Consider the following 18,099-nt stretch of genomic DNA (forward strand, 5'->3'; position numbering starts at 1 on the left):
ACATTCCGAACCCGGAAGCTAAGCCTCACAGCGCCGATGGTACTGCAGGGGGGACCCTGTGGGAGAGTAGGACGCCGCCGAACAATTCTTCTGGAGAAGCCCCCTGACGGGATGTCAGGGGGCTTTTCTGTTGTAAGGTCGATTCCGCACACTTTGTCGTTGGTACCACAGGAGGCTCCGCACAGTGGAGGTCCAGGAGACGCGCGTCCAGACCGACCGGGTCCTTACGATCCCCAATCTGCTGAGCATGGCTCGGCTGGTGGGCGTGCCGATCTTTTTGTGGTTGGTGTTGTGGCCGGTCTTCGGGGGGCCGAAGAATGACGGGTGGGCGATTGTCGTTCTGATGCTGAGTGGGGTCAGCGACTACCTGGACGGGAAGCTGGCTCGGCGGTGGGGGCAGATCAGCCGGCTGGGGCAGTTGCTGGATCCGGCGGCGGACCGGTTGTACATCCTGTCGACGCTGGTGGGGCTGACGTGGCGGGAGATCCTGCCGTGGTGGCTGACGGCTCTGCTGGTGGCCCGGGAGGCGTTTGTCGGGGTGGTGCTGTTGCGGCTCAACCGGGCGGGTTACGGGCCGTTGAACGTGAGTTTTCTGGGGAAGGCCGCCACGTTCAATCTGATGTACGCGTTTCCGCTTCTGCTGCTGGGGGTCGGTGACGGGTGGGTGCACCAGGTTGCGGAAGTGGTGAGTTGGGCGTTCATCTGGTGGGGGACGACGCTGTACTGGTTGGCCGGCGCGTTGTATGCCGTGCAGGCTCGGCAGATCTTGCAGGCGGAGCGTACGGCTGCTGTTTGAGATCAGCCTGAGACGATTCACACGGCCTCCACGGTGAGTCGGATCATTTCTTCCGGGTAGACATGCGTCGGACCGGTTTGATGGACCCGCAGGGGTTCACCACCGCGAAGGAGGACGCACCCGTATGAAAGCCGTTGTGATGGCGGGCGGGGAGGGCACTCGACTCCGCCCCATGACCTCCAGCATGCCCAAGCCGCTGCTGCCGGTCGCCAATCGGCCGATCATGGAGCATGTGCTGCGGTTGCTGAAGCGGCACGGCCTCCCTGACACCGTGGTGACTGTGCAGTTCCTGGCGTCGCTGGTGAAGAACTACTTCGGTGACGGTGAGGAACTGGGGATGCACCTCACCTATGCCAACGAAGAAACGCCGCTGGGGACGGCCGGCAGTGTCAAGAACGCCGAGGACGCGCTGCGGGACGATTCGTTTTTGGTGATCTCCGGTGATGCGCTGACGGATTTTGATCTTTCCGAGCTGATTGCCTTTCACCGGGAGAAGGGCGCGCTGGTGACGGTGTGCCTGACCCGGGTGCCGAACCCGTTGGAATTCGGTATCACCATCACGGACGACGAGGGCAAGGTCGAGCGGTTCCTGGAGAAGCCGACCTGGGGGCAAGTGTTCTCGGACACCGTGAACACCGGCATCTACGTGATGGAGCCGGAGGTCTTCGACTATGTGGCGGCGGGGGAGCCGGTCGACTGGTCGAGCGATGTGTTTCCGCGGTTGCTCAAGGAGGGCAAGCCGGTGTTCGGCTATGTCGCCGAGGGCTACTGGGAGGACGTGGGCACCCACGAGAGCTACCTGAAGGCCCAGGCGGACGTGCTGGAGGGGAAGGTCCACGTCGAGCTGGACGGGTTCGAGATCTCGCCGGGCGTGTGGGTGGCCGAGGGGGCGGAGGTGGACCCGGAGGCGGTGCTGCGCGGGCCGCTGTACATCGGTGACTACGCCAAGGTCGAGGCCGGCGTGGAGCTGCGTGAGCACACCGTGCTGGGCTCCAACGTGGTGGTGAAGCGCGGGGCGTTCCTGCACAAGGCGGTGGTGCACGACAACGTGTACGTGGGGCCGCAGTCGAATCTGCGCGGGTGCGTGGTCGGGAAGAACACCGACGTGATGCAGGCGGCGCGGATCGACGAGGGGGCGGTGATCGGTGACGAGTGTCTGATCGGCGAGGAGTCGATCATCGCGGGCAACGTCCGGGTGTACCCGTTCAAGACGATCGAGGCCGGCGCGTTCGTCAACACCTCGGTGATCTGGGAGTCCCGCGGCCAGGAGCACCTGTTCGGGGTGCGCGGGGTGTCGGGGATCCTGAACGTGGAGATCACGCCGGAGCTGGCGGTGCGGCTGGCGGGGGCATATGCGACGACGCTGAAGAAGGGCGCCACCGTCACCATCGCGCGTGACCACTCGCGGGGTGCGCGGGCGTTGAAGCGGGCGATGATCTCGGCGCTGCAGACCAGTGCGATCGACGTCCGGGACTTGGAGAACGTGCCGATGCCGGTGGCCCGGCAGGCGACGGCGCGGGGGAGTGCGGGCGGGATCTTCCTGCGGACCACGCCGGGGGTGCCGGACTCGCTGGACATCCTGTTCTTCGACGAGCGCGGCGCGGATCTGTCGCAGGCCGGGCAGCGGAAGCTGGACCGGGTGTACGCGCGGCAGGAGTTCCGGCGGGCGTTCCCGGGCGAGATCGGCGACCTGTTGCACCCGGCGAGCGTGTTCGACTCGTATGCGACGAACCTGCTGCGGTCGGTGGACACCACCGGGGTGCGGGAGGCCGGGCTGAAGGTGGTGGTGGATGCCGCGCACGGCAGTGCGGGGCTGGTGCTGCCGAGCATCCTGGGCCGGCTCGGGGTGGAGACGCTGACGGTGGCCGGCGGCCTGGACGAGGCGCGGCCGACCGAGGGCGCGGACGAGCGGCGGGCGGCGCTGGCCAGGTTGGGTGAGCTGGTGGCGTCCTCGCGGGCCGCGTTCGGGGTGCGGTTCGACCCGGTCGGTGAGCGGGTGTCCTTCGTGGACGAGCAGGGCCGGGTGATCGAGGACGACCGGGCGCTGCTGGTGCTGCTGGACCTGGTCGCGGCGGAGCGCCGCGCCGGGCAGGTGGCGCTGCCGGTGACGACGACCCGGATCGCCGAGCAGGTGGCGGCGTACCACGGCACCCAGGTGATCTGGACCACGACCTCGCCGGACGACCTGGCGAAGGCCGCGGCGGCGGACGGCACGATTTTCGGTGGCGACGGGCGCGGCGGTTTCGTGGTGCCGGAGTTCTCCGGGGTGCTGGACGGCGCGGCGGCGTTCGTGCGGCTGGTGGGCCTGGTGGCACGGACGCAGCTGACGCTGAGCCAGATCGACGCGCGGATCCCGCAGGCGCACATCCAGAAGCGGGACATCGCGACGCCGTGGGCCGCGAAGGGCATGGTGATGCGCTCGGTGGTGGAGGCGGCGGGCAATCGCAAGCTGGACACCACGGACGGGGTGCGGGTGGTCGAGGCGGACGGCCGGTGGACGCTGGTGCTGCCGGACCCGGCGGAGGCCGTGACGCACCTGTGGGCGGAGGGCCCGGACGACGAGGCGACGGCGCGGCTGCTGGACGAGTGGGCGACGGTCGTGGACGGCGCCGGGAGGTAGTGCGGAGATGTTCTGGTGGGGACGGGCCTGCGGGTCCGTCCCCACCGGGCGTTTGTCACGATCGTGTGCCGATACCGTCCTGCGGGCCCGGGGGCTGGTCGTGGGCCGCGTCAGGGTCGTGAAACGATGTGGCGCATGCCAGCAACGTCGACGCCGAATGACCCGGACGGGCGATTCCGCCGTCCGGACGCATCGATGTCCCTGCTGACCACGGTGATGGACCACTCGCTGGACGACGGGTACGCGGAGGCGGCCCGGGCGCGCGGGGCGGAGGGCCGGTCGCGGCTGCCGGCGACGGCGAAGGGGCGGCTGGTGCTGGCCCTGGGGCTGGCGCTGGCGGCGACGGTGGTGACGGTCGGGGCGGTGAACACGCAGGAGGCGGCGCCGGTCCTGGCGAAGGAGCGGGACGCCCTGGTGAGCCGGGTGAACGACGCCAACAAGGCGGCGGACGCGTTGCAGCGGCAGGTCGAGGAGGACCGCGACAAGGTCGAGGACGCGCAGGCGCAGGCCTTGCAGTCCGGGGACGACGGCGGGTTGGCGCGGCTGGCGGCGCAGGCCGGGACCGGGGAGATCACCGGTCCGGGTGTGAAGCTGGTGATCGAGGAAGCGCCCGGCGTCGGTGGTGGCGGCAATGTGAGCGATCCGCGGAACGCGGAGGGTTTCGGCAACAAGGGCCGGGTGCAGGACCACGACCTGCAGTACGCGGTGAACGGACTGTGGCTGGCGGGCGCGGAGGCGGTGTCCGTGAACGGGCAGCGGCTGACCGCGCTGTCGGCGATTCGGGCGGCCGGTGACGCGATTCTGGTGGACAACAGGCCGCTGGTGCCGCCGTACACGCTGCTGGCGATCGGGGACGGGCCGCGGCTGGCGCAGGCGTTCCAGGACAACGAGGGCGGCCACTACCTGAAGGTCATTCAGGACAGTTACGGGATCCGCTCGACGGTGTCCGCGCAGAAGTCGTTGACGCTGCCGGCCGCGTTGGGCGTGACCTTGCGGGTGGCCGGGAAGCAGTCGCCGTCGCCGTCGTCCGCGCCGTCCCAGTCGTCCGCACCGCAGTCGTCGTCGCAGGCGCCGTCGTCGCCGACCGCGAAGCCGAAGTCGCCGACCTCGTCGGGGCCGTCGAAGTCCCCGGGTTCGACCGTGAAGTCCACTCCCTCCGGAACAGGAGCAGCTACACCGTGATTGCCGTACTGGGTCTCGTGATCGGCGTGGTCGTCGGTGTGTTCGTGCAGCCGGAGGTGCCGAACGCGGTGGTGCCGTATCTGCCGATCGCGGTGGTGGCGGCGCTGGACGCGGTGTTCGGCGGCGTGCGGGCGATGCTGGACGGGATCTTCGACGACAAGGTTTTCGTGGTGTCGTTCCTGTCGAACGTGGTGGTGGCGGCGCTGATCGTGTTCCTGGGCGACCAGTTGGGCGTGGGCTCGCAGCTGTCCACCGGCGTGGTGGTGGTGCTGGGCATCCGGATCTTCTCGAACGCGGCGGCGATCCGTCGGCACGTGTTCAGGGCCTAGGGAGCGGTTGTGAGCGAGGAGAAGGAGCCGAAGGGCCCGGAGCAGCCGGAGCAGCCGGTTGCGGTGGAGGAACCGAAGGAGCCGGTCGAGAAGCCGGAGCCCGTTTCGGAACCCGAGGCTGTGCCGGAGCCGGAGCCGGAGCCGGAGCCGGAGCCGGAGCCGGTCGTGGAGCTGGAGCCGGTGGCGGAGAAGCCGGTGGCGGCGCGTGAGGCGGCCGCTCCGGTGCCAGTGGCGTTGCCCTCGGACGGGCGGACGCGGTTGAAGGCGGCGCTGTGGCCGCCCCGGGTGTCGCGCGGTCAGTTCGTGGTGGCGCTGTTGCTGTTCGCGCTGGGTCTGGCGCTGGCGATCCAGGTGCGGTCGACGAACGACCACAGCCAGCTGCGCGGGGCGCGGCAGGAGGACCTGGTGCGGATCCTGGACGAACTGGACGGCCGTCAGCAGCGTCTGCAGTTCGAGAAGACGCAGCTGGAGCAGTCCTTGGCGCAGTTGGAGAACTCGTCCAACCAGGCCAAGGAGGCGCAGGAGCAGACCAGGAAGAAGGCGGCCGAGCTCGGGGTGCTGGCGGGGACGGAGAAGGCGACCGGTCCGGGGATCGTGCTGACGATCGATGATCCCCAAGGGCAGGTGAAGGCGGATATGCTGCTGGACACCCTGCAGGAACTCCGAGCGGCGGGGGCGGAGGCGATTCAGATCAACGACGTGCGCGTGGTGGCCGGGACGCATTTCACCGACAACGCGTCGGGTGGCGGTGTGCGGATCGACGGGAAGAACGTGTCGCAGCCGTTCCGCTTCACCGTCGTGGGCAACCCGCAGGATCTGACTCCGGCGCTGAACATTCCCGGTGGTGTGGTGCGCAGCTTGGAGAAGCAGCAGGCGCGGGCGACCATCGTCCAGCAGCAGAAGGTGGTGGTGGACATGTTGGCCACCCCGCGGCCGTTGCAGTACGGCAAGCCGGCGGCGAAGTGACGGGGCGCGCTCCGTACGGTTCGTCAGCTGCGGGTCGCCCCCGGTGGTGGGTGCCCGCAGGGGGTCGGCGACACTGGGTCTTGTCGATCGTCAGTTTCCGGCCGGATGCCGGGCTTACCGCCACACCGAGCCCTGAACCCTGCCCCGCGGGCGGTTCTGTCACACGCAAGGGGATTCGCCCGTGAGTTTTTTCTCGAAGCTTTTCGGCCGTAACAAGCAGGCGGCGGCGGAGGCGCCGACCGCCCGGTACCGGCAGGAGGACGGCGGGGTGCCGCCGGCCCGTCCGGCGCCGGACGGGCAGCGTCCGCTGTACCGGGAGGACGTGACCCAGGGGGCCGGCGTGCCGACCGGGCAGTTCGATGCGGGTTACGGCGCGTCGGTTGATTCGTCGGGCGGGCCGCGCATAGGTTTCCCGACAGGACCCTCAACCTCCGGTGGAGGGTTTGCCCCGGACACCTACGCCGGGCACCCCACGTCGGGTGTGCCGCGCCAGGAGGCTGTGAACATGGCTGGCACCAGCCCGTGCCCGCGGTGCGGGAACCAGAACCCGGCGCAGGCCCGGTTCTGCTCGAACTGCGGTACTCAGCTGCGTGGCGGCGGTTTCCCGGAGGGCGCGGTGGAGACCACGTCGACCATTTCGATCTCCGGTCTCGAGTCGTACGACCCGACCGCGACGTCGACGGGTGCCACTCCGGCGCTGTCGGCCGAGGTGATGGCGGCGATTGACGCGCTGCCGCCGGGTTCGGCGCTGCTGATCGTGCAGCGCGGCCCGAACTCGGGGAGCCGGTTCCTGCTGGACTCGGACGTGACCACGGCGGGTCGCCACCCGCAGGGGGACATCTTCCTGGACGACGTGACGGTGTCGCGTCGGCACGTGGAGTTCCGCCGGCAGCCCGACGGTGGCTTCTCGGTCGCGGACGTGGGCAGCCTGAACGGCACCTACGTGAACCGGGAGCGGATCGACGAGGTGCTGCTGAGCAACGGCGACGAGGTGCAGATCGGTAAGTACCGGCTGGTGTTCTTCGCCAGTCACCACCGGGGGTACTGACCACTTCTCCGTTTGGAGCCCGAGTGACCCCACAGATTCCGACCCCGTCCCTCGGGGCCTCGCCCGTGCCGGCTTCGCGCCGCGCGGGCGAGGCGCGCCGGCGGGGTGACGAACTGCTGTCCATCGGCGCGGTGCTGGCCTTCCTGCGGGACGACTTCCCGGAGGTGACGATCTCGAAGATCCGCTTTCTGGAGGCGGAGGGCCTGGTCGAGCCGCAGCGCACCCCGTCCGGCTACCGGAAGTTCTCGGCGGCGGACGTGGAGCGGCTGGCGTACGTGCTGCGGATGCAGCGCGACCACTATCTGCCGTTGCGGGTGATCCGCGAGCACCTGGACGCGATCGAGCGCGGTGAGCAGCCGCCGGCGCTGCCGGCGGCGGAGGCGCGTCCGGGGCCGCTGGAGGAGGCGGACCGGGAGCTGGCGGGGTCGTCCTCGGCGGGCGGGGTGCGGCTGGGCCGGGCCGAGCTGATCGCGGCGGCGGAGGCGCAGGAGCGGGAGCTCGTGGAGTGGGAGTCGTACGGGCTGGTGCAGCCGGGGCCGGACGGCGGGTACGACGGGGAGGCCCTGCAGATCGCGCGGCTGGTGGCGGAGCTGGGCCGGTTCGGTCTGGAGCCGCGGCACCTGCGGGCGATGAAGGCGGCGGCGGACCGTGAGGTTTCGCTGGTGGAGCAGGTGGTGGCGCCGTTGCGGCGGCACCGCAATCCGCAGACCCGCGCGCACGCGGAGGCGACGGCCCGGGAGTTGGCGACCTTGTCGGTGCGGTTGCACGCGGCGATGGTTCAGGCCGGGCTGCGGGCCCGGTCCTGAGCGGGCGGCCGGTGGGCGGCGTCCGGATCATGGTGGCCGCTGCCTGCTGCGCTTTCCTATCGGGGGCGCGCGCCATAGGGTTGCTGGTGTGAATGAGCTCGACGTCGTGGGTGTCCGGGTGGAGATGCCCTCCAACCAGCCGATCGTGCTGCTGCGGGAGGTCGGCGGGGACCGCTACCTGCCGATCTGGATCGGGCCGGGGGAAGCCACCGCGATCGCTTTTGCCCAGCAGGGCATGACTCCGGTGCGGCCGTTGACGCACGACCTGTTCAAGGACGTGCTGGAAGCGCTCGGTCAGCAGCTGACCGAGGTGCGGATCAACGACCTGCGGGACGGGGTGTTCTACGCGGACCTGGTGTTCTCCGGGGGCGCCGAGGTGAGTGCGCGCCCCTCCGACGCGATAGCGCTGGCGCTGCGCACCGGCACGCCGATCTTCGGGAGCGAGGAGGTGCTGGCGGAGGCCGGTATCTCGATTCCGGACGAGCAGGAGGACGAGGTCGAGAAGTTCCGGGAGTTCCTGGACCAGGTCTCGCCGGAGGATTTCGGCGGTGGGCCGCAGTAGGTCCGCGCCGCAGTGGGCCGTAGTGGTCGGCGGTCGGTGGCGGGCGATGGCATCCGGTGGCGTTCGGTCACCCGGGGTGGACGCTCTGCTAGCGGGGCGGGCCGTCGGTCGCAACTCGGCTGTGGTAGAAATCCATTTCGCTACCCGCGCTTGGGGCACGAATAACCACTCGATGGGGTGAAGTTTGTGCGAGGCCCCGGCGTGGCGATCGTTGACGGTGCTTGGGCGACTGCCTACCGTCAGGTGACGGCCCGCCGGACGGGCCGCCCGCAGCCTGGGCCCGTCGGGTCCGTGCGGGGCCACAGGGGCCTTGAAGCGGAATGGACGGAGGTTGGCGATGAGCGGCACCGGCGACGAGACGCGTTCCGGAGCCCTGTGCGCGGTGCACGTGCCGCGCGCCGGCCGCGGTCCGATCGGGCGGCCCCGGTGGCCCGAACCGGACGGTGACGAGCTGCCCCGAGTCGGCCGCTTCCCGGCCGTCCAGCCCGGGCAGCCGGCGATCGAACGGCTCACCCCGACCTCCGCACTGGTCGGCTACCGCGGCCCCACGGCCTGCGCGGCCGCCGGCATCACCTACCGCCAGCTCGACTACTGGGCGCGCACCGGGCTGCTGGAGCCCTCGGTGCGCTCCACCTACCCGGCCGGCGCGCAGCGGCTGTACAGCTTCCGGGACATCCTCCTGCTGAAGATCGTCAAGCGGCTGCTGGACGCCGGTGTCTCGCTGCAGAACATCCGGGTCGCCGTCACGCACCTGCAGTCCGCCGACCAGGCCGGCCTGACCGGGCTGACGCTGATGTGCGACGGCGCGACGGTCTACGAATGCACCTCGCCGCAGCAGGTCGTCGATCTGCTGAACGGCGGCCAGGGCGTGTTCGGCATCGCGGTCGGCGCGGTCTGGCAGGAGCTGGAGGCCACGCTCGGGCGGCTGCACGGCGAGCGCACCGACACCGGTGAGACGCTGCTCGGCCACGACCCGGCGGACGAGTTGGCGCAGCGGCGCAACCGCGCGGTCTGACGGCGCGGCGGCGAGTCCCTCCTGGGGAACCGGTCGGGCCGGTGGTTCGTCCACTCCCGTGTGCGAATGATCATGCGGGGGCTCGGGCGGCGCTGGCGGTGGCTGCTGACGCGGCGGCCGCCCGGCTGGGGCAGCAGGCGTGGGCAGCGGCGCTGGTTCCAGGCGCTGGTGGCGTGCTCGGTGCTGATGCTGACCCCGAACGCATGGCTGTTCGTGACGCAGTCCCACAAGATCGGCACCGTGCAGAGCGTGCCGGCCGCGCCGGTGGCGATGGTGTTCGGCGCAGGTCTGATGAACGGCAAGCCCTCTCCGTACCTGGCGCACCGGCTGGACGCCGCGCTCGAGCTGTACCGGGCGCACAAAGTGCAGGCGATTCTGGTGACCGGCGACAACGGCACCGTCGAGTACGACGAGACCGACGCGATGCGGGCCTACTTGATCGAACGCGGCGTGCCGGAGATTCGGGTGGTCGGCGATTACGCGGGCTTCGACACCTGGGACTCCTGCACCCGCGCGCACCGGATCTTCGGCGTCGACAAGGCGGTGCTGATCAGCCAGACCTTCCACGTACGGCGGGCATTGGCGCTGTGCCGGGCCGCCGGGATCGAGTCGTCCGGGGTCGGCGTGGAGGAGTGGCACGACACCACCTGGCACTACGGCGAGGTACGGGAGATCGGCAGCGCGGCGAAGGCGTTTCTGAACGTGCTGGTGCGGCCCGACCCCGCGCTGCTCGGGAAGCACGAGGACGGGGTGGCCCGGGCGCTGGCCGACGCGGCGCGAGGCTGAGCGGCGCGGCCGCCCCCGCAGGGGATTGTCGGTGGGGCGCGGGATGATCGAGCCGTGCGGTCCGTCCCGAGCATCATTCATCTCGACATGGACGCCTTCTTCGCGGCCGTGGAGCAGGCGTCCAAACCGAGCCTGCGCGGGAAGCCCGTCATCGTCGGCGGTCTCGGCGGGCGCGGGGTGGTCTCCACCGCTTCCTACGAGGCCCGGAAGTTCGGCGTGCACTCGGCGATGCCGATGGCGCAGGCGCGCCGGCTGTGCCCGAACGCGGCGTTCCTGACCGGCCGGTTCGAGGCGTACCGGGCCAACAGCGAGATCGTCATGGGCCTGCTGCGGGAGCGCTCCCCGCTGGTCGAACCGCTCAGCCTGGACGAGGCGTTCGTCGACCTGGAGGCCGGGCCGTACGGGCCGGCGCTGGCCGCCGCGACGCCCGCCGAGGGAGCACAGCTGGTGCTGGCGCTGGCCGAGGACCTGCGGGCGGACATCGTGGAGCGCACCGGACTGACCGCTTCGGTGGGCGCCGCCGCGTCCAAGCTGATGGCGAAGATCGGCTCCGAGCAGGCCAAGCCGGACGGGCTGGTGCTGATCGAACCCGGTTCGGAGCAGGCCGTGCTGGCACCGATGCCGGTGCGGGCGCTGCCTGGCATCGGGCCCGCGACGGAGCAGGCACTGCGGCGGGCCGGGCTGACCAGCGTGGCGGATCTCGCGGAGGCCGGGTTCGAGGAGTTGGTCGGGCTGCTCGGGAAGGCGCACGGCGCGGGCGTGTTCCAGATGGCGCTGGGCTGGGACGAGCGGCCGGTGGTGCCGGACCGGGACGCCAAGTCGGTCTCGGTGGAGGACACGTTCGAGGTCGATCTGGCCGATCGGGAGCGCATTCTGCGCGAGATCGACCAGCTGGCCGCGCGGTGTGTGCGGCGGTTGCGGGCGGCCGGGCGCTCCGGGCGGACGGTGGTGTTGAAGGTGCGGCGGTTCGATTTCTCGACGCTGACCCGCTCGGAGACCTTGGGTGGGCCGACGGACGATCCGGCGGTGATCGCGGCGACGGCGCGGCGCCTGGCCGGGCAGGTGGACACCACGGGGGGCGTGCGGCTGCTGGGGGTGGGCGTTGCTCAGCTCGCGGACTACACGCAGGAGGACTTGTTCGCGCAGGCGGAGCGGGAGGAGAAGGCGGAGCGGGAGGAAGAGGAGTTGGGGGAGGAGGCCGATGAGGCCGAGGTGTCCGTCGAGCCTGCGGTTCGCCGGTGGTGGCCGGGGCAGGACGTGACGCACCGGGAGTTCGGGCCCGGGTGGGTGCAGGGGAGCGGGGTCGGGCGGGTCACGGTGCGGTTCGAGACGCCGTATTCGGAGCCGGGGCGGGTGCGGACGTTTGCGGTGGACGACGAGGGGTTGTCGGCTTCGGGGGCGCTCCCGCTCAGGCCTCCGGCGGTTCAGGGGTAGGCCGCCTGCTGGGGGCGCGGACGAGGGTTCGGGGGTGGGGTGGGGAGGCGAGTGGGGGTTTGGGGTGGCTGGGCGCGCAGTTCCTCGCGCCCCTGGCTGGGTGCCCGGTTCGGATTGGGCGCGATCGTGCGGTGGGTGTCTTCCGTCTCGCGCAGTTCCTCGCGCCCCTGGGTTCGTGCTCTGTGGCTGAATGGCGGACACCCCCCGCCGATGCCCGTGGCGGGGGGTGTCCGAGGTGACTCGCGTGTGTCCAGTACGCGAGGGGGGACGCCGTCAGGCGTCGGTCTTGGTGAGGGCCGGCTGGGGGGCGGGCTGCTCGGTGGGGGGCTTGGTGGCGCGGATGGCGAAGGGGACGACGGCGGCGACCAAGCACATGGCTCCGGCGACCCAGAAGGCGTGCTGGTAGGCGTTCAGGGTGGGGAGGTGGACCGGGATCGGGAGCTTGAGGGTGTCGCCGGTGAGGATCGCGCCCATCACGGCGGTGCCGACGGCGCCGCCGACGGTGCGCAGGACGGCGTTCATGCCGTTGGCGATGCCCGACTGCTCGGCGGGGACGGCGCCGTTGATGTAGGCGGGCATGGCCGCGTAGGCCAGGCCGACGCCGAGGCCGAAGACGGCGGAGGCGAAGTAGATGTCGAACTCGGCGTCGTGGCGCAGCGCCAGGTAGACCATGGCGACGGCGCCGAGCAGGCCGCCGAGGACCAGCGGGAGGCGCGGGCCGCGGCGGGCGATCAGGAGGGCGCCGAGCGGGGCGGCGACCATGGAGCCGATGGCGGAGGGCAGCAGCATGATGCCGGCGTGCAGCACGGTGGCGGTGAAGCCGTAGTGGGTGAGCTTCTCCGGGGTCTGCGCGAAGTTGCTGATCACCAGGAACGAGCCGTACATGCCGAAGCCGATCAGCAGGCCGGAGATGTTGGTGAAGGCGACGGCCGGACGGGCCATCATCTTCAGATCGACCAGCGGGTGGGAGACCTTGGACTCGACCAGCAGCCAGAGCAGGGCGACGACCGCGGCGACGGCGAACAGGCCGAGGGTGCGGGTGGAGGTCCAGCCCCACTCGTTGCCGCGGCTGACGGCGATCAGCAGGGCGGACAGCCAGCCGGCCAGGGTGAGCGCGCCGAGCGGGTCGGCGCCGCCGTTCTTGTCGACGACCGGGTCGGTGGGCACCCGCAGGATCACCAGCAGGACGGCGAGCAGGCCGAAGATCAGGCCCATCCAGAAGATCGACTTGTAGTTCCAGTGCTCCAGCAGCAGACCGGTGGCGACCAGGCCGAGGCCGGAGCCGACGCCCATCGAGGCGGAGATGGCGGCGACGCCGGCGGTGACCTTTCGCCGGGGCAGTTCGTCGCGCACGATGCTGATCGCCAGCGGCAGCACGCCACCGCCCGCGCCCTGGAGCACCCGGGCGACGACCAGCAGGCCGAAGGAGTGGGTGCAGACCGCGAGGCCGGAGCCGAGCACCAGGCCGGCCAGCGAGACCAGCAGCATCGGCTTGCGTCCGCGCAGGTCGCCGAAGCGGCCGAGCAGCGGGGTGAGGACCGCGGCGGAGAGCAGGTTGGCGGTCATCAGCCAGGTGATGTCGGAGCCCGACACGTTCAGTTCCACGGCCAGCCCCGGAAGGATCGGGACGACCGCGGTCTGCACCACGCTGAACGCCAGCATGGCGAGGATCAGCGCGGGCAGGACCCTGGCGCTGGTGGGCTTGGCGGCCGCGGCAGTGGGCTGTGGTGCCTCACTCACGGGAATCCTCCGGGTTGCTTCAAACGGGCGATAGTGCAGGAACTGAAGCAACGATGTCGAAAGATGCTTCACCCTGTCAAATATCTAATGGTGAAACTTTGGCAAAGCCGAGGCCCCGGCCCGCCGAGGCGGACCGGGGCCGGGAGTTGGTGAACCGTCAGACCGCAGAGGCCTCCGGGGCCTGCGGATGAGAGTTCCACGGCTGCCGCTGCGAGGCCTCGCCGTCCGCGTCGGTGGTCGCGCCGTGCACCTCCACCTGCTCGCGGCGCAGCTCCTCGCGGATCACCTGCTCCTCGGTGTACTGCTCCACCACCAGCCGCACCCGCTCCACCGGTACCAGGTACTTGCGGATCACCGGGCGCTCCTCGCGCAGCGTGACCTCCTCCACCGCCTCGGCGATCTCCTGGTCGCTCAGCGCCGCCCGCTCCGCCTCCGACACCGGGATCCGCTCCACCCGCACGCGCTCGCGCACCACTGGCACCCGCCGCACGACCGCCTCGGTGGTCACGTACTTGCGCAGCCGGGTGGTGCCGGTGTTGTGCCACTGGGTGGTGATGTCCAGGCGCTCCTCGCGGCAGGTGATCTCCACCGGCTTCTGCCGCTCCGCCCGGTCCGCCCGCTCCGCCCGGTCCGCCCGGTCCGCCCGGGCGGTCGGTGGCTCGGCGGGGCGGGCCGGTGTCTCGGGGGTGGCCTGCGGGGCGGTGAAGCCGGGGGGCGCGGGGGCCGGGCCGTGGACGGGGCCCGGGGAGGGAGCGGCGGTGCCGAACTCGCGGTCGGCGGCCGGCTCGGGCGCAGGCGCAGGCGCAGGTGCAGGCGCGGGCGCGGACTCGGGTGGGCGCGTGGGCGTGGGTGCGGCGGTGAATCGGACGGGTTCCTCGGGGCCCGCGGTGTCGAGGCCGTAGTAGCGGTACAGCTCGAGTTCTTGTTCCGGGGAGAGGTGCTGGCCCACGCCGAAGTCCGGGGACTCCTTGATCAGCGACTTGTCGTACGGGACGTGCAGCTCGTCGCCGGAGAATTCGCTGGTGGTCAGCGGGACGAAGGCGTCCCGGCCGAAAATTCCGGTCCGGACGGCCGCCCACTCGGGTACGCCGGTGGTGTCGTCCAGGTACACCTCGTCGACCGTGCCGATCTTGTCACCGTTCCGGTCGACCGCCTTGTGTCCGATCAGGTCGCGCGGATCGATATCGGTCTGCACGCTGTCCTCCAGCTGCTGCTCCTGAGGGGCCGTCGGGGAGCGACCGGAGGAGCGTGCCGGGCCGCTATTTCACACCAAAAGGCACGTACCGGACGGTGTCACTCCGGAAGCCGCCTTCCGGGGCGGATCGGAGGGCCGCACCGGTGATCGTCCTGGCCTGCGCTGGTACCCTGGGCGGCGACCGCCGAGCCCGCTCGGGAGAGTCCCGGACCCGTGAAAGAAGCGGGGTTGCGGGACGCCGAAGGAGCAACCCCTCCCCGGAATCTCTCAGGCATCCGTACCGAGTGGGATCAGGTCACTCTGGAAAGCAGGGCAGGACCGTCGGCACCGAAGCCGCCGGCCGCTGCACTCGCCGACGGTGCAAGCCGACCGGGGCACCACCCCGGGCGCGCGAAGCTCTCAGGTACCGATGACAGAGGGGGAGGCTGACGGGTTCGTACGCCCGGACGCTCCCACAGCGGCCGGCCGGCGTGCGTACCACCGCCGGTCCGCGACCAGGAGGCCCGACCCCCATGAACGCCCAGCCGACGCTCAGCGACCTTGAGCAGGCCAGCCCCTTCGAGCACCGCCACATCGGCCCCGACAGCGAAGCCCAGCAGAAGATGCTGGCCCAGGTCGGCTACACCTCGCTGGACGAACTGTCCGACGCGGCTGTGCCCGACGCCATCCGCAGCCTCACCGCGCTCGGCCTGCCCGCCGGCCGCAGCGAGGCCCAGGTGCTCGCCGAACTGCGCGAGCTCGCCGGCCGCAACCAGGTCCTCACCTCGATGATCGGCCTCGGCTACTACGGCACCTTCACCCCGCCGGTCATCCTGCGCAACGTCCTCGAGAACCCCGCCTGGTACACCGCGTACACCCCGTACCAGCCGGAGATCTCCCAGGGCCGTCTGGAGGCCCTGCTCAACTTCCAGACCATGGTCGCCGACCTGACCGGCCTGGCCACCTCCGGCTCCTCGCTGCTCGACGAGGGCACCGCCGCCGCCGAGGCGATGGCCCTGGCCCGGCGCGTCACCAAGGTCAAGGGCGGCGTCTTCCTGGTCGATGCCGACACCCTGCCGCAGACCCTCGCCGTGATCCAGACCCGCGCCGAACCGACCGGCGTCGAGGTCGTCACCGCGGACCTGTCGAACGGCATCCCCGCGGAGATCGCCGAGCGCGGCGTCTTCGGCGTGCTGATCCAGTACCCCGGCGCGTCCGGCGCGGTGCGGGAGATCAAGCCCGTCATCGAGCAGGCCCACCAGCTCGGCGCGATCGTCGCCGTCGCCGCCGACCTGCTCGCCCTCACCCTGCTGCGCTCGCCCGGCGAGCTCGGCGCCGACATCGCCTGCGGCACCTCGCAGCGCTTCGGCGTCCCGATGGGCTTCGGCGGCCCGCACGCCGGCTACCTGGCCGTCCGCGCCGAGTACGCCCGCAACCTGCCCGGCCGCCTGGTCGGCGTCTCCGTCGATGCCGACGGCAACCGCGCCTACCGGCTCGCCCTGCAGACCCGCGAGCAGCACATCCGCCGCGAGAAGGCCACCTCCAACATCTGCACCGCGCAGGTGCTGCTGGCCGTGATGGCCTCCATGTACGCCGTCTACCACGGCCCCGACGGCCTCGCCGACATCGCCCGCCGCACCCACCGCTACGCCGCCGCGCTCGCCGCCTGCCTGCGCGCGGGCGGCGTCGAGCTCGCCCACGAGGCGTTCTTCGACACCGTGACGGCCGTTGTGCCGGGCAAGGCCGACGAGGTTGTCGCCGCGGCGCTGGCCGGTGGCGTGAACGTGTACAAGGTCGATGGCGACCGGGTCTCGGTCTCGTGCGATGAGACGACGACCCGTGAGCACCTGGCGGCCGTGTTCGCCGCGTTCGGTGTCGAGAACGTGGTCGCCGAGGACGCGGAGGCGCTCCCCGCCGCGCTGCTGCGCGAGGACGACTACCTCACCCACCCGGTGTTCCACAGCCACCGCTCCGAGACGGCGATGCTGCGCTACCTGCGCCGCCTCTCGGACCGCGACTACGCGCTCGACCGCGGCATGATCCCGCTGGGCTCCTGCACCATGAAGCTCAACGCGACCACCGAGATGGAGCCGATCACCTGGCCCGAGTTCGGCCAGCTGCACCCGTTCGCGCCGGTCGACCAGGCCGAGGGCTTCCTGACGCTGATCCGCGGGCTGGAGCAGCAGCTGGTGGAGGTCACCGGCTACGACGCCGTGTCGATCCAGCCGAACGCGGGCTCGCAGGGCGAGCTGTCCGGTCTGCTGGCCGTCCGGGCGTACCACCGGGCGAACGGCGACACCCAGCGCGACGTCTGCCTCATCCCGTCGTCCGCGCACGGCACCAACGCGGCCTCGGCGGCGATGGCCGGCATGCGGGTCGTGGTCGTCAAGACGCTGGCCGACGGTGACGTGGACGTCGAGGACCTCAAGGCCAAGATCGAGCAGCACCGCGAGCAGCTGGCCGTGCTGATGGTCACCTACCCGTCCACCCACGGCGTGTTCGAGACCCAGATCACCGACATCTGCGCGCTCGTCCACGAGGCCGGCGGCCAGGTGTACGTGGACGGCGCCAACCTGAACGCGCTGGTCGGCCTCGCCAAGCCCGGCAAGTTCGGCGCGGACGTCTCGCACCTGAACCTGCACAAGACCTTCTGCATCCCGCACGGCGGCGGCGGCCCCGGCGTCGGCCCGGTCGCGGTGCGCGCGCACCTCGCGCCGTACCTGCCCAACCACCCGCTGCAGGCCGAGGCCGGCCCCGCGACCGGCGTCGGACCGATCTCGGCCGCGCCGTGGGGCTCCGCGGCGATCCTGCCGATCTCCTGGTCGTACGTCCGCCTGATGGGCGGCGAGGGCCTCAAGCGCGCCACCCAGGTGGCCGTGCTGAACGCCAACTACATCGCCAAGCGGCTCGCCCCGCACTTCCCGGTGCTCTACACCGGGCCCGGCGGGCTGGTCGCGCACGAGTGCATCATCGACCTGCGGCCGCTCAGCAAGGAGACGGGCGTCAGCGTCGACGACATCGCCAAGCGACTGATCGACTACGGCTTCCACGCGCCGACCATGTCGTTCCCGGTCGCCGGCACGCTGATGATCGAGCCGACGGAGTCCGAGGACCTGCACGAGATCGACCGCTTCTGCGAGGCGATGATCGCTATCCGCCGGGAGATCGAGAAGGTCGGCTCGGGCGAATGGGCGGCGGACGACAACCCGCTGCGCAACGCGCCGCACACGGCGGCGATGCTGGCCGGGGAGTGGGCGCACGCCTACACCCGCGAAGAGGCGGTCTTCCCGGCGGGCGTCAACCCGGCGGACAAGTACTGGCCGGTGGTGCGGCGCATCGACGGGGCGTACGGGGACCGGAACCTGGTCTGCTCGTGCCCGCCGCTCGATGAGTACGACGCCTGATCGGTGACCGCGTAGAGCTGGAGCCGCCCGCCGAGGGATCTTTCTTCGGCGGGCGGTTTTGGCTTTGGGGTCTTCCGCTGCGCGCAGTTCCCCGCGCCCCTGGCGGGGCGGGGAGGGGCGCCTGCGGTGGGCTTCGGCGGAGCTGAGCGGGAAGCCGCCCGGTGGGAGGGTGCTCCCGGCGGGCGGTTTTGGCTTTGGGGTCTTCCGCTGCGCGCAGTTCCTCGCGCCCGTGGCGGG

14 protein-coding genes, 1 rRNA gene and 1 riboswitch are annotated in these 18,099 nt (G+C 71.1%); of the genes, 13 read left to right on the top strand and 2 right to left on the bottom strand.

Annotated elements, in window-relative coordinates; translation table 11 throughout:
- The 12 genes from rrf to ACZ6R9_RS25605 all read left to right on the top strand — a co-directional run.
- A 5S ribosomal RNA gene (gene rrf / locus ACZ6R9_RS25550) occupies positions 1 to 83 on the top strand; the annotation flags it as partial.
- A 101-nt stretch (positions 84 to 184) separates the two neighbouring features.
- The gene (locus ACZ6R9_RS25555; RefSeq protein ID WP_380487152.1) at positions 185 to 796 is read left to right on the top strand and encodes a CDP-alcohol phosphatidyltransferase family protein; all 612 of its coding nucleotides are present in this window, start codon (positions 185 to 187) and stop codon (positions 794 to 796) included.
- A 124-nt stretch (positions 797 to 920) separates the two neighbouring features.
- Entirely contained in the window at positions 921 to 3,416 is a 2,496-nt protein-coding gene (locus ACZ6R9_RS25560; protein WP_380487154.1) for a sugar phosphate nucleotidyltransferase, read from the top strand.
- A 195-nt stretch (positions 3,417 to 3,611) separates the two neighbouring features.
- The gene (locus tag ACZ6R9_RS25565) at positions 3,612 to 4,598 is read left to right on the top strand and encodes a DUF881 domain-containing protein (protein ID WP_465540562.1); all 987 of its coding nucleotides are present in this window, start codon (positions 3,612 to 3,614) and stop codon (positions 4,596 to 4,598) included.
- Entirely contained in the window at positions 4,595 to 4,927 is a 333-nt protein-coding gene (locus ACZ6R9_RS25570; RefSeq protein WP_043908904.1) for a small basic family protein, read from the top strand. The genes ACZ6R9_RS25565 and ACZ6R9_RS25570 overlap by 4 nt, the downstream gene beginning before the upstream one ends.
- 63 nt (positions 4,928 to 4,990) lie before the next feature.
- Positions 4,991 to 5,893 (top strand): DUF881 domain-containing protein, encoded by a 903-nt coding sequence (locus tag ACZ6R9_RS25575; RefSeq protein ID WP_465540564.1) that lies wholly within the window; start codon positions 4,991 to 4,993, stop codon positions 5,891 to 5,893.
- Between the two features lie 505 nt (positions 5,894 to 6,398).
- Complete coding sequence (locus ACZ6R9_RS25580) at positions 6,399 to 6,941, top strand: FHA domain-containing protein (protein ID WP_380487159.1); 543 nt, start codon at positions 6,399 to 6,401, stop codon at positions 6,939 to 6,941.
- 65 nt (positions 6,942 to 7,006) lie between these two features.
- A complete protein-coding gene (gene ftsR, locus ACZ6R9_RS25585; protein WP_380487296.1) occupies positions 7,007 to 7,747 on the top strand; it encodes a transcriptional regulator FtsR in 741 nt (246 codons plus the stop codon).
- A gap of 88 nt (positions 7,748 to 7,835) precedes the next feature.
- Entirely contained in the window at positions 7,836 to 8,309 is a 474-nt protein-coding gene (locus ACZ6R9_RS25590) for a bifunctional nuclease family protein (protein WP_043908895.1), read from the top strand.
- 337 nt (positions 8,310 to 8,646) lie between these two features.
- Entirely contained in the window at positions 8,647 to 9,324 is a 678-nt protein-coding gene (locus tag ACZ6R9_RS25595; RefSeq protein ID WP_380487161.1) for a MerR family transcriptional regulator, read from the top strand.
- 72 nt (positions 9,325 to 9,396) lie between these two features.
- Complete coding sequence (locus ACZ6R9_RS25600; protein ID WP_380487298.1) at positions 9,397 to 10,110, top strand: SanA/YdcF family protein; 714 nt, start codon at positions 9,397 to 9,399, stop codon at positions 10,108 to 10,110.
- A 54-nt stretch (positions 10,111 to 10,164) separates the two neighbouring features.
- On the top strand, positions 10,165 to 11,544 hold the full coding sequence (locus tag ACZ6R9_RS25605) for a DNA polymerase IV (protein WP_465540567.1): 1,380 nt from the start codon (positions 10,165 to 10,167) through the stop codon (positions 11,542 to 11,544).
- Between the two features lie 273 nt (positions 11,545 to 11,817).
- On the opposite strand, the gene ACZ6R9_RS25610 is transcribed toward ACZ6R9_RS25605, so the two are convergent.
- Together ACZ6R9_RS25610 and ACZ6R9_RS25615 are read right to left on the bottom strand one after the other, a co-directional pair.
- Positions 11,818 to 13,284 (bottom strand): MFS transporter, encoded by a 1,467-nt coding sequence (locus ACZ6R9_RS25610; RefSeq protein ID WP_465540569.1) that lies wholly within the window; start codon positions 13,282 to 13,284, stop codon positions 11,818 to 11,820.
- A 157-nt stretch (positions 13,285 to 13,441) separates the two neighbouring features.
- Positions 13,442 to 14,479: a PRC and DUF2382 domain-containing protein gene (locus ACZ6R9_RS25615; RefSeq protein WP_465540571.1), complete on the bottom strand. Its 1,038-nt coding sequence runs from the start codon at positions 14,477 to 14,479 to the stop codon at positions 13,442 to 13,444.
- A 185-nt stretch (positions 14,480 to 14,664) separates the two neighbouring features.
- Positions 14,665 to 14,772: riboswitch (glycine riboswitch) on the top strand.
- Between the two features lie 219 nt (positions 14,773 to 14,991).
- Between ACZ6R9_RS25615 and gcvP the strand changes: the two genes are divergently transcribed.
- Positions 14,992 to 17,862, top strand: a complete 2,871-nt coding sequence (gcvP, locus tag ACZ6R9_RS25620; RefSeq protein ID WP_465540573.1) for an aminomethyl-transferring glycine dehydrogenase — start codon at positions 14,992 to 14,994, stop codon at positions 17,860 to 17,862.
- The last annotated feature ends 237 nt before the right edge of the window (positions 17,863 to 18,099 follow it).

Source organism: Kitasatospora sp. NPDC048662 (assembly GCF_055587065.1).